At 57.3% G+C, this 11,609-nt stretch carries 10 protein-coding genes; 3 read left to right on the forward strand and 7 right to left on the reverse strand.

Features of this window, described 5'->3' with window-relative positions:
• The first annotated feature begins 148 nt into the window (after positions 1-148).
• Positions 149-1,345: a BCCT family transporter gene (locus I9184_RS20655; RefSeq protein WP_171635777.1), complete on the forward strand. Its 1,197-nt coding sequence runs from the start codon at positions 149-151 to the stop codon at positions 1,343-1,345.
• Positions 1,346-1,546: 201 nt separating this feature from the next.
• Here the strand turns inward: I9184_RS20655 and I9184_RS21180 are convergent, their stop codons facing one another.
• The 5 genes from I9184_RS21180 to I9184_RS20680 all read right to left on the reverse strand — a co-directional run bounded on the left by I9184_RS21180 (position 1,547) and on the right by I9184_RS20680 (position 7,043).
• Positions 1,547-1,906 (reverse strand): CHAP domain-containing protein, encoded by a 360-nt coding sequence (locus I9184_RS21180; RefSeq protein ID WP_348539561.1) that lies wholly within the window; start codon positions 1,904-1,906, stop codon positions 1,547-1,549.
• Between the two features lie 479 nt (positions 1,907-2,385).
• The gene (locus I9184_RS20665; RefSeq protein ID WP_117871130.1) at positions 2,386-2,673 is read right to left on the reverse strand and encodes an HU family DNA-binding protein; all 288 of its coding nucleotides are present in this window, start codon (positions 2,671-2,673) and stop codon (positions 2,386-2,388) included.
• A 130-nt stretch (positions 2,674-2,803) separates the two neighbouring features.
• On the reverse strand, positions 2,804-4,267 hold the full coding sequence (locus tag I9184_RS20670; protein ID WP_171635253.1) for an AMP nucleosidase: 1,464 nt from the start codon (positions 4,265-4,267) through the stop codon (positions 2,804-2,806).
• Complete coding sequence (ade, locus tag I9184_RS20675) at positions 4,264-6,066, reverse strand: adenine deaminase (protein WP_209835602.1); 1,803 nt, start codon at positions 6,064-6,066, stop codon at positions 4,264-4,266. The genes I9184_RS20670 and ade overlap by 4 nt, the downstream gene beginning before the upstream one ends.
• 107 nt (positions 6,067-6,173) lie before the next feature.
• The gene (locus I9184_RS20680) at positions 6,174-7,043 is read right to left on the reverse strand and encodes a LysR substrate-binding domain-containing protein (RefSeq protein ID WP_209835603.1); all 870 of its coding nucleotides are present in this window, start codon (positions 7,041-7,043) and stop codon (positions 6,174-6,176) included.
• A gap of 112 nt (positions 7,044-7,155) precedes the next feature.
• Here I9184_RS20680 and I9184_RS20685 point away from each other — a divergent pair, with 112 nt between their 5' ends.
• A complete protein-coding gene (locus I9184_RS20685) occupies positions 7,156-7,911 on the forward strand; it encodes a class II aldolase and adducin N-terminal domain-containing protein (RefSeq protein ID WP_209835604.1) in 756 nt (251 codons plus the stop codon).
• Positions 7,912-7,968: 57 nt separating this feature from the next.
• Here I9184_RS20685 and I9184_RS20690 read toward each other — a convergent pair whose 3' ends face one another.
• Positions 7,969-8,601: a class I SAM-dependent methyltransferase gene (locus tag I9184_RS20690; RefSeq protein WP_209835605.1), complete on the reverse strand. Its 633-nt coding sequence runs from the start codon at positions 8,599-8,601 to the stop codon at positions 7,969-7,971.
• 88 nt (positions 8,602-8,689) lie between these two features.
• Here I9184_RS20690 and I9184_RS20695 point away from each other — a divergent pair, with 88 nt between their 5' ends.
• On the forward strand, positions 8,690-9,535 hold the full coding sequence (locus I9184_RS20695; protein ID WP_171635245.1) for an SDR family oxidoreductase: 846 nt from the start codon (positions 8,690-8,692) through the stop codon (positions 9,533-9,535).
• A gap of 5 nt (positions 9,536-9,540) precedes the next feature.
• On the opposite strand, the gene I9184_RS20700 is transcribed toward I9184_RS20695, so the two are convergent.
• On the reverse strand, positions 9,541-11,160 hold the full coding sequence (locus I9184_RS20700; RefSeq protein WP_209835606.1) for a choline dehydrogenase: 1,620 nt from the start codon (positions 11,158-11,160) through the stop codon (positions 9,541-9,543).
• Between the last annotated feature and the right edge of the window lie 449 nt (positions 11,161-11,609).

Here is an 11,609-nt window from a genome sequence, read left to right on the forward strand (position 1 = left end):
GATTTTGGGATCGGTCGCAAGCGGTGCGCGTCAAAAAAGACACATGCGTGATGCAAGAAAAGTCTTGCGCATGTTTATATTGATTGACCAGCCAATTAAAGATATCGGCGGCAGGACCTGACATATCAAGGGAGGTTTGTCGGTGCTTCTGGAGTACATTCTATCGTTCGGCGTCCTGCTGGCATTGGGGCTGGTCGCTTTCTTCGTCGTGAAATGGTGGAACCTGCGCTGTGTCGGCGTGACACCGGTTCATCTGTTCACGTTCATCGCGATTCTGTTCACATCCGGCCTGGATGTCGGCCTGATCATGTTTCCACTGACCGAATTCGGAGGATACGCCGATGACCCGGCCTATGCCTTTGCCAACCCGCTGGCGATCGAGTTCGGATTCTGGGGTTTTCTGATCTGGGCCTTCTATTTCCTGACGGCCTTCTACTTCTGCGTGATCGAACCCCGCGTGAAGTTCTTTGAGATCCCGCTGGTCAAGCTGATCAACAACGTGGTGATCATTGGCACCTGTGCCTTCACCGCCAGCCTGTTCCTGATCTACCTGCCCGGCTATCTGCCCGAGGTCGGCGATGGTGAATCCGTCGTTACCACCTTCTACATCATCGTGTTTGTCGTCATTCTGGCGGCGGCCTATTCCTCGACCGATCTGAAATACGTTCGCATCCTGTCCGTCGGTTCGACCTTTTTGTTCCTTGCCCTGATTCTGGGCATGTGGGCAGCCGCAGGTATGGGCGTGACCGGGTTTGTGGAAACCGGCAGAAATATCGGCGCCTATTTCGCCAACCTGCACAAGTTCGTCCTGCCATTGACCGACTATCACGCGTTCTACCTGTTCTGGTGGTTTGCATGGTCGATCATGATCGGACAGTTTACGTCGCGCTTTGTGGGTGGCCTGACCACGTGGCAGTTGCTGGCGGCGCTGTTGATCTTCCCGTCGATCCCGCTGGGGATCTGGTTCACCGTTCTTTACTATTACCACCTGAACGACATCAGTACCGCTGGCATCACCAACATTGCGATGGTGATCGTGGGTGTGACGTTCGTGATCAACTCATTGGACTCGCTGATCCGTCTGTACACAGACAACCTGAACCTGACCGTCGAGCGGTTCGGAAAGGCGATCTACGTGGCGGGCAACGTCGCACTGCTGTTTGTCCTGACCCTGTTGTTCCAAAGCCAATGGCTGCAAATCCAGTGGATCGGAGCAGTCGTGGTTGGACTGTATCTGGCTTGCGTCGTCTATATCCTGATCACCAAACGCCAAGAGGTATTGAGCATCGACTCGATGCCAGAAGATCGTGATCTGGACTTCCACAAGGTTGAAACGGTCCACTGACCGGAACAGAGACACGGAACAGAAACGGGCACCTCTAGTGCCCGTTTCTATTTTTACCGACAATATCGCAGCTTTGGACAATCTGCGGGCTTTTCAACCGCGCGACATCCCAACCCGGGCGGCGGCTGCCTTTACGGTACGATCAAAAGGAATGTTGCCCGCGCTGCGATCAACTCGCCCGTGAAATGAAGTTGGGCAAGGCTATTCGTCAACCGCCGGATAGATGAACCCGTTTACCGGGTAGGGATTGCCGTAGTGGCCCGGTTGGCTTTCAACCCGAACCAACGTCCAGTCATTGTTTTTGGAGACGTCCCTGACGCCCATCTTCAACGACACCTTGTTTCGGTGCCAGTTGGCATGATTCACGATGACTTCCCGGTCGGTGACGATATCGGATACGACGGCCACATGGCCCAGGGGCATTCCTCGGGTCGCCCGAAACGACATAACCGCACCAACAACCGGTTCCTTGCCGCGCTCAAACACTTGCTGCGCCCGTCCCCACCAGTCTTTCGCATTGCCGCGAATTTCAATACCGCTGAGGTCTCGGGCGTAGGGCACGCACCATACTCTTTGACCTCTGGCCCGCTTTTTCGAGACCTCTTGCAGCGCCATCAACTGGCGTTCAGGGTCGAGATTCGCATTGGTGGTGTTTTGCGCGCAGGCAGAGACAAGAGTGATAAGACCCACCGCAATCGCGGAACGGGCGCTGCCGGACAAGCGCGGCCAAGTTGTTTTCTTTTTACAGACGCTGTTTTGCAAGATATTTCATTGCCGGTTCGAAGACTGACGAAGTTGTAAGGTGATCAGACAAGTCTTGAAAAGAGGCCCGCAAACACCATGGCAAGATTTTGCCAGTTCTCTGACCCAGGTTCAGGTCAATGGCTGCCCTTGAAGGCGCATTCTCACCTTGGTGGCGAATACCGGGCCGAAATATGTTGTGCGAAACGGGTTCAAAACCCGCAGGCACAGAATATTCAAGACGATAGAAAAAAGAGCCCCCCAAAGGCGGCCCTTTATCGTTGGCTAAAAAGTTGAAATCAGCCGTTTACGCTGTCTTTCAGTGCCTTGGCGATGGTCATTTTCACAACCTTGTCGGCTTCCTTGGTGAAGGTTTCACCAGTGGCCGGGTTGCGGACCTGACGCTCGGGCCGCTCGCGGCAGTAGATTTTGCCGACGCCGGGCAGGGTCACTGCGCCACCGGCCGAAACTTCGCGGGTAATCAGGCCGGTGATGGCCTCCAGCGCAGAGTTTGCGGATTTCTTGTCGGTTCCCATTTCCTCAGCGAGAGCAGCAACCAGCTGAGTCTTTGTCATAGGCTTTGCCATTTCTTGGTCTCCTTAACGTGCCCGATCTATAGGGCCTCACCGCGTAACTGTAACGGGATATTGTGGCCAAACACAACGAATAGTAGCGCTGAAACCCCTAAAAATATGGGGAAAACGTTGCTTTTTTGCGTCAGAGGAAGGCCGTTTCGTCGAAGGAGCGCAGTTTCCGGCTGTGCAAACGCTCCAACGGCATGCCGCGCAGATGCTCCATCGCTTTGATGCCGATGGCCAGATGTCGGCTGACCTGAGTGGTATAGAACGAAGACGCCATGCCCGGCAGCTTCAATTCTCCGTGCAGGGGTTTGTCCGACACGCACAGTAAAGTGCCATACGGAACGCGGAACCGATAGCCGTTCGCGGCAATGGTGGCACTTTCCATATCCAGCGCGATTGCCCGGGATTGGCTGAGTCGCTGGACCGGGCCGGACTGATCACGCAATTCCCAGTTTCGGTTGTCGACCGAGGCAACAGTGCCCGTCCGCATGATCCGTTTAAGCTCATACCCTTCCAGTTCCGTCACCTCGGCCACGGCGTGTTCCAGCGCCACCTGAACTTCTGCCAGAGGCGGGATCGGCACCCAGACGGGCAGATCGTCATCCAGGACCTTGTCCTCGCGCAGATAGGCGTGGGCCAGAACGAAATCGCCCAATGCCTGCGTATTGCGCAACCCGGCGCAATGGCCAACCATCAGCCACGCGTGCGGGCGCAGAACGGCGATATGGTCGGTGGCGGTTTTTGCATTGGATGGGCCAACACCGATGTTCACCAAAGTAATCCCCGAACCATCTTTGCGCTTCAGGTGATAGGTCGGCATTTGCGGCAGTTTCAACGGTTGTTCGATAGGTGCTTTGGGGTCCGTGATTTCGGCATTGCCGGTTGAAACAAAGCTGGTATAGCCGCTGGCAGGGTCCGCCAATTGTTCTCGGGCGTAGTTTTCGAATTCCGAGACATAGAACTGGTAGTTCGTAAACAACACGTGATTCTGAAAGTGACCTGCATCGGTGGCGGTGTAGTGCGCCAATCTGGCAAGCGAATAATCCACGCGCTGGGCGGTGAAAAGGGACAAGGGCCCAACAGCATCCTCATGGACATGCACGCCATTGACGATGTCATCATTGGTGGTTGTCAGGTCCGGAACATCAAACACATCGCGCAGGGTGAAGTCGGCTGCGCCCTGATGAGGCACGACCAGATCGGGATTGTTTGCCACGGCAAAATGCACCGGAATCGGTGTGTCCGACGCCGCAATTGTCACAGGCTGACCATGGTTCTTGATTAACAGGGCAATCTGTTGGGTCAGGTAGGATCTGAACAGATCCGGGCGCGTCACCGTCGTGGCATGAACACCAGGTTCAGACACATGGCCAAAGCTCAGGCGGCTGTCGACTTGGGAATAGGTCGAGGTTCTGATGCGAATTTCCGGATAATAGGCTCTGAATCGTGCGGCAGGTGCCCCATTTTCCATGGCGTCCGCAAAGCTGTCGCACAGGAAATTGGTCGCCTGCACGTACAGCTCTTCCAACCGGGCGACAGCGGCGGCGGGATCGGTAAACTGTTCTGGCGCGGGTGCTTGTGGTGTCAGGAGTGTCGTCATGCCAATGGTTCCAGAAGTTCTATTTTTTCGAATGTGCGTACGTCGACCAACCCGAGATCCGATATTCGAAGCTCGGGAATCACGACCAGCGCCAGCAATGAATGCTGCATGTACGCGTTGTTCAGATGACAGCCGCAGTCCTGCATCGCCTGCACCATCCTGTCGGCCTTGGCCGCGACTTCGGCGGCGGGACTGTCGGACATCAGGCCTGCGATCGGCAGTTCGACCAGCGCCAGTTCCTGCCCGTCCCGGAACAAGGTGATGCCACCGCCCACTTCGGCCAGACGGTTGGCGGCCAGCGCCATCTGATCGCGGTCCGTACCGACGACGATCATGTGATGACTGTCATGCGCCACGGTCGAGGCCATGGCCATTTTTCCCTGATAGCCAAAGCCCGAAACAAAAGCGTTGGTGACGCCCCCGGTGGCCCGGTGCCGCTCGACCAGCGCGATCTGGCACACCTCGCCTTCGCCCTCGACCAGCCCGCCAATGATCGGCAATTCGGCCTTCAACGCCTTGGTCGGGGCCTGGTTTTCCACCACGCCGATGACGTTGGCCTGAACTTTGTTGGCCCCTTCCGGTGCCTTGATCTCAAAATCGGCCGACGTCAGCGCATGCCCCAGATGAACGGTATGGCGCGATTTTTCGGGCCAGTTCAGATGTGGACAATCCACTTTGATTGCACCGTTTTCCGCGACAACCTGCCCGCGGGCTATCACCATCTCAACCGGCAGTTCGGCTAGATCCGAGCTGAGGATGATATCCGCCCGCCGCCCCGGAGTAACGGAACCGATCTCGCGTTCCAGCCCGAAATGCGTTGCCGTGTTGATCGTGGCCATTTGCAGCGCGACCAGGGGGTCGCATCCGCAAGCAATGGCATGGCGCACGACGCGGTTCATATGCCCGTCATTCACCAATGTGCCGGAATGACAGTCATCTGTACAAAGAATGAAGTTGCGCGGATCCAGCCCTTTTTCTGTCACGGCCGTAATCTGGCTTTCCACATCATACCAAGCCGATCCCAGACGCATCATCGAGCGCATCCCCTGCCGAACCCGTGCAATGGCGTCGGCCTCGCACGTGCCTTCGTGATCATCCGCCGGGCCACCCGCCACGTAAGCCGCAAAATCAGGCCCTAAATCAGGCGAAGCATAGTGCCCTCCGACCGTTTTCCCGGCCCGTTGAGTGGCTGCAATCTCGGCCAGCATCTTGGGATCGCCGTGGATCACGCCCGGGAAATTCATCATCTCGCCCAGCCCGATGATACCCGGCCAGTTCATTGCCTCGGCCACGTCTTCGGGCGTGATTTCATAGCCTGTCGTCTCCAACCCCGGTGCGGATGGTGCGCAGGATGGCATCTGAGTGAAAATATTGACCGGTTGCATCATGGCTTCGTCATGCATCATGCGCACGCCGTCCAGACCCAGCACATTGGCGATCTCATGCGGATCGGTGAACATGCTGGTCGTTCCATGCGGGATGACGGCACGGGCGAATTCGGCTGGGGTGAGCATCCCGGATTCGATATGCATATGCGCATCACACAAGCCGGGCAGAATGTAGCGCCCTTGTGCTTCGATGATTTCCGTATCCGGCCCCACGCAATGCGAGGCATCCGGTCCGACGAATGCTATGCGCCCGGCAACAATCGCCACAGAATGATCCGGCAGCAATTCGCGGCTGTGTACGTTCACCCAGGTTCCGCCCTGAATGACCATGTCCGCCGCCTCGCGTCCGGCTGCAACTGCGATCAATTTGGGGGCGACATCGGGCCAGCTTGGGAAAGGTGTGTATTCCATGGCTCAACTTTCACGAATGCGTCAGCGGGTGCAACCCCGGTTCTTCGATGTTGGGGATTCCTCATACATGTTGGGCACGTCTTTTGTTCTTGCGATTGCGTTTCCCATTACACCTCAGACCCGATCTCACGCCGCACCCAGTTGGCAAAGGCCACAGCGCCGGGTGTGTCCTCGGCCTGCGGGGACAGCAGCAGATAGTAGGACTCGGGCATTCGCGCACGGTGCTTGAACGGCGCGACCAGCTGACCGCGCTTGATCAGATGACTGGCGATCGTGTCATGTGCCAGGCAAAGACCACCGCCAGCCATGACCGCTGACAGGCAAACCAGATAGGTCGTCGCGTAGGTTATCGACGGATTTTCCCAATTCAGACCCTGATCTTCCGCCCAGCTTGGCCAGTTGGACAGCAAGTTGGAGCAGTCGAACAGTGGCTGTTCCTGGAGGTTTTCCAAGCATACCGGATAGTCTGGTGCGCAGACCGGATAATAGTGTTCGGTGCGCAGAATTTCGGTTCGGACCGTGTCGGACGGACGAAGCGAAAACCGAATCTCGACCGCTGCGCCTTCGGCCATTTCGCGCGGTTCCCAAAGCTCGGTGAAGACGTTCAATTGAACATGTGGATGTTCCGCCCGAAATGCCGGCAGGCGCGGGGCCAGCCAGTTGACGGCAAAGCTGATGTTGCATTGCACTTGAACCGCGTTTGGTTGCGCACCGGTAACCGCCCGGGTTCCGCGCATCAGTGTCCGGAAAGCCTCTCGCACGACTGGCAGATAGGTGATTCCGGCCTCGGTCAGTTCCAGAGCTTTGGGGCGGCGCAGAAACAGTGGCTGCCCCAGATGCCCTTCCAGAGATTTAATCTGCTGGCTGACGGCGCTTTGCGTCATGTTCAGGTCTCGTGCCGCGCCGGTAAACGAGAGATGGCGCGCGGCGGCTTCGAAAGTGCGCAACCAGCCCAGCGGAGGAAGCGAGTTCTGCATCTACATAACCTCGGCATAAGTTCAGCTAATGGGATAGTTGCGTTTTTTTCGTTGGTCAAACTGCCAGGCCCCATGCAGGTTTGGCCACGACCAGCCGCGAAAGGAGCCAAGCATGAGCCTCACCAGTCTTCGTCCCAATATCGACCATTGGTCCGAGCGCGTGGATATGGCCGCCACCTTCCGCTGGACTGCCCGGCTGAACATGCATGAGGCGGTTGCCAACCATTTCAGCCTGGCGGTCAACGATGACGGCACGCAATTTCTGATGAACCCCAATCAGGTGCACTTTGCGCGCATTCGTGCTTCGGATCTATTGTTGCTGGATGCCAATGACCCGAATGTGATGGAACAACCTGGCGCGCCGGACCCGACGGCCTGGGGGCTGCACGGTTCAATCCACCGCCAGTGCCCGCATGCGCGTTGCGTCATGCATGTGCATTCGATCTTTGCGACTGTTCTGGCCTCTTTGGCCGACAGTTCATTGCCGCCGATCGATCAGAACACGGCGACCTTTTACAACCGTTACGTGGTAGATGAAGAATTCGGAGGTCTGGCCTTTGAAAGCGAGGGTGAGCGCTGCGCCGGGATGCTGTCCGATCCCAGGAAGAAGGTCATGATCATGGGCAATCACGGTGTTCTGGTCATCGGCAGCGACCCTGCGGATGCCTTCAACAGGCTGTATTATTTCGAACGCGCGGCCGAAACCTATATTCGTGCCTTGCAGACCGGGCTGCCCCTGCGCGTCTTGTCGGATGAGATTGCCGAAAAAACAGCGCAAGAGCTGGACGACTATCCCGATCAGGCCGAAGCGCACCTGCGTGAGATCAAAGCGATCCTTGATTCTGAAAGTTCGGACTACGCGACCTGAGGCAAAGCGATGCGCATGGTCGAGGCGGGTGGCCTGATTGTATCCGAATAACCGGTTTCAAACCCGTTCAAACAAAGCGATCAAAGCGGTGTCATCCTTGTTGGGGCCAGCCGCGAGATCTCCGTATATGCGGACTTCGGGCAGGGTCAGGTTGCGAATCTGATCCTGTTCCAATTCACGGAAAGCGTCAGCAAAACCCAGTTCCTTGAAATGGCGCGCATTGATCGAAAGGGCAAACTGCGCCCCGTGCCGGGCCACGCGTAACAGCGCGGGCAACACCTCGGGGCCCAAATGACCATGTGTGAACGTGCCGGATGAAACTATGCCAGAATAGCTGTGGCGCGGAACGGGGATGCCCTGTGTCAGATCAGCCTCGATCGCGTCCCGGTAAATATCCTTGCGCATCGCCTGATCCAGCATCTCTGCGCTGATGTCGGTTGCATCAATGGGTCCGACGCCAAGCACCGACAGCACCGCGCCGCACAGGCCGGTTCCTGCTCCGACATCCAGAACGGGCCCCTGACCGCCCGCGCCGACAAATGCCCGTGCCGTGTGGGTGTGAAGCTGATAATCTTCGCGCGCGGCGAAACCGTCATCATAATCTCCTGCCCATTCCGCATAGAGCTGTCTGTTCTCGTCCGGAGAACTCAGCGCATAGGCCGAATGCAGGTCAGGTGTTTTTTTGCTCATGGCCAACAGAAAGGCGCAATCGAAGATTCGATTCAAGTGCGTCCATGCGGCGCTTGCATCCCGGTACGACGCAGATCATCAAAGGGGCATGACCAAGACGCTCTTTTCATTCGGCCATGGCTATTCTGCCCAGGCCCTGTCCCGAAACCTTGCCCCGAAGGGCTGGAAAATTTTTGGCACGACGCGAGACCGTGAAGGGACGGATGCAATCCGGGCCTCTGGCGCCGAGTCGCTGATCTGGCCGGGTGAGGCACCGAACCTTGATGGGGTGACCCATTTGCTGATCTCGACGGCGCCAGATGAAGCGGGTGATCCAGTGTTGGCGGTGCTGGGCGATGAAATCGCCAAGCGGTCCGGTCAGTTCGATTGGGTGGGCTACTTGTCGACAACGGCCGTCTATGGCGACCATCAGGGTGGCTGGGTGGATGAGGACACGCCGCCCACACCGACCGCCAAGCGCGGAAGATGGCGTATGCTGGCCGAGGAGCAATGGTCGGCCATTCCGGGCCTGCCTGTTCATATCTTCCGTCTGGCGGGTATCTATGGGCCGGGGCGCGGTCCGTTTTCCAAGCTCAAGCGTGGTGGATTGCGGCGCATTATCAAACCGGGGCAGGTGTTTTCGCGCATTCATGTGGAAGACATCGCGCAGATCCTCGAAGCCTCGATGATGAAGCCGAATCCGGGAAGCATCTACAATGTATGTGACGATGAACCGGTCCCGCCGCAGGATGTCATAGGATACGCAGCCGAGTTGCAGGGTTTGCCCCTGCCTCCTGCGGTCCGGTTCGACGACGCCGATCTGACGCCGATGGCGCGCAGTTTCTACAACGAAAACAAGCGGGTTCGAAACGACCGGATCAAGGAAGAACTGGGTATTGATCTGATCTATCCCAATTACCGTGTCGGGCTGGAAGCCCTGATGAAAGGCAAGTAGCGTCTTTACATCGCCGCCGCTTTGATCATGTCCGCCGCTTTTTCGGCAATCATGATGGTGGGTGCGTTTGTATTGCCCGACACCAATGTCGGCATCACCGAGGCATCGACGACCCGCAGGCCTTCAAGCCCGCGCACGCGAAGCTGGGGGTCGACGACCGCCATTTCGTCCGCGCCCATTTTGCAGGTGCCCACGGGGTGATAGATCGTGTCGGCGCGGGCGCGGATGTGCTCCTCCCAATCCTGATCGGTCTGGGCGGTATCAGTGCCGAAAAGCTCTTTGTGCCGGTACTTGGCCAAAGCCGGCGCGTTGAGGATATCCCGCGCCATTCGCGCTCCTTTGATCATGGTTTCCAGATCGCGTTTGTCCGACAGAAACGCCGGATCGATGGCGGGCGCCGCCGTGGGGTCTGCGCTGTTCAGGCCTACGGCCCCCCGACTTTCCGGCCGCAGCTTGCAAACATGGCAACTATACCCGTACCCGTAATGCAGTTTGCGGGCATGGTCATCGACCATAGCGATGGTGAAATGCAGCTGAATGTCGGGACGCTCCAGATCGGGGGTGGTTTTCAGAAACGCTGCGCCTTCGGCAAATGGCGTAGCCGCCATCGAGACGCCCGTCTTGCTCCACCGTTGAATATGTCGCAACAACCGCGCTGCCCCTGCCGGGCCGATACCAAAATTGTCGGTGTCTGTGGTTTTGAAGATCAACGCGAAATCCAGATGATCCTGCAAGTTTCGTCCCACGCCAGGCAGCTCGTGGTGAACCGCGATTCCGTGCGGATCAAGGTCGCTTTTTGCGCCAACACCTGAAACCTGAAGCAGTTGCGGCGTTTTCAAGGCCCCTGCGCACAGCAGGACTTCGCGTTTCGCCCGAATGGTGATGTCTGCGCCCTTGCCTCTCACCCGGTATACAACGCCCGTTGCGCGCTTGCCCTCAAAGCACAGCCTTCTTGCATGTGCATGCGTGATGACCGTCAGGTTCGGTCGGTCGGAAACCGGGAAAAGAAAACCAGCTGCCGCGGAACACCGTTCCCCATTCTTTGCCGGGTCGTGAAACTGGGTAACCTGATATAGACCGACGCCTTCGTTGTCGCCCCGGTTGAAGTCTTCGGTATGGCGGTGTTGCAACTGCTGTGCGGCTTGAATGAACGCATGGGTGATTGGACGAGGCTCTTTTTGCCGTGAAACCTGCAACGGCCCGCTGTCACCATGCACGCTGTCGGCGCCAAGCTCATTGTTCTCGGCCCGTTTGAAGTAAGGCAATACACTGTCCCAGTCCCAGCCGTCGCAGCCCAGATCGGCCCAGCCATCATAGTCCTGCCGCTGACCTCTTACATACAACATGGCGTTGATCGCGCTCGAGCCGCCGAGTGCCTTGCCGCGCGGTTGATATCCTCTGCGCCCCTTCAGACCGGGCTGCGGGACCGTTTCAAAGGCCCAGTTGTTGATTCTGGGACGCCCCGGAAGTGCGGTAACAACAGCCGCAGGCATTCTGACGAAAAGGCTTTTCCCACCGCCACCTGCTTCAAGCAGGCAAACACTTGTGGATGGATCTTCGCTCAGGCGGTTGGCCAGAACCGATCCGGCCGAACCGCCGCCTACGATGATATAATCGAAATCCATGCTGTCTTGCGCACCTCTTGCGGCGTTTTCGTTTCTTTGACTGGTCGGGCAGGGTTACCACCTTCCCGGTGAGAGTGCGTTAATGGAGCAAAAAAACAACTGTGACCCAAAGTCAGTATTTGCGTAACCCAGCCTTTTCTTGATGGTCAGATCCGGGCTGTACGCAAGGTGCAGAAAGGTTTTGCAGATCGTTTCTGTCTGCCGAACCCCTCGATTCCCCCGCAAGGGCAAGTTTTGGGGTTCCTTCCTGGGATATCCGCACGTTCCAGGCGGTCTGAAGATCTTGATTTGTTAATGTAACTTACTGTTTTAATTAACAAACACAAGAAATCGATGCGAAATGCAAAGTTTTTTGAAAATGGGGGTTGCAGGTCTCAGGCCTAATCCGTAAATACCCCTTCACCGGCGCTGCTGAGGCGCTGGGACGCGGCGGAAGCGGCGGTTACGCT

This window comes from Ruegeria sp. HKCCE3926, assembly GCF_017872515.1.
In the GTDB taxonomy this organism is placed as follows: Bacteria; Pseudomonadota; Alphaproteobacteria; order Rhodobacterales; family Rhodobacteraceae; genus Ruegeria.

Coding starts and splice junctions, on each gene's coding strand:
- I9184_RS20665 (WP_117871130.1), bottom strand. CDS start 2,673: ATGGCAAAGCCTATGACAAAGACTCAGCTGGTTGCTGCTCTCGCTGAG.
- I9184_RS20670 (WP_171635253.1), bottom strand. CDS start 4,267: ATGACGACACTCCTGACACCACAAGCACCCGCGCCAGAACAGTTTACC.
- ade (WP_209835602.1), bottom strand. CDS start 6,066: ATGGAATACACACCTTTCCCAAGCTGGCCCGATGTCGCCCCCAAATTG.
- I9184_RS20680 (WP_209835603.1), bottom strand. CDS start 7,043: ATGCAGAACTCGCTTCCTCCGCTGGGCTGGTTGCGCACTTTCGAAGCC.
- I9184_RS20685 (WP_209835604.1), top strand. CDS start 7,156: ATGAGCCTCACCAGTCTTCGTCCCAATATCGACCATTGGTCCGAGCGC.
- I9184_RS20690 (WP_209835605.1), bottom strand. CDS start 8,601: ATGAGCAAAAAAACACCTGACCTGCATTCGGCCTATGCGCTGAGTTCT.
- I9184_RS20695 (WP_171635245.1), top strand. CDS start 8,690: ATGACCAAGACGCTCTTTTCATTCGGCCATGGCTATTCTGCCCAGGCC.
- I9184_RS20700 (WP_209835606.1), bottom strand. CDS start 11,160: ATGGATTTCGATTATATCATCGTAGGCGGCGGTTCGGCCGGATCGGTT.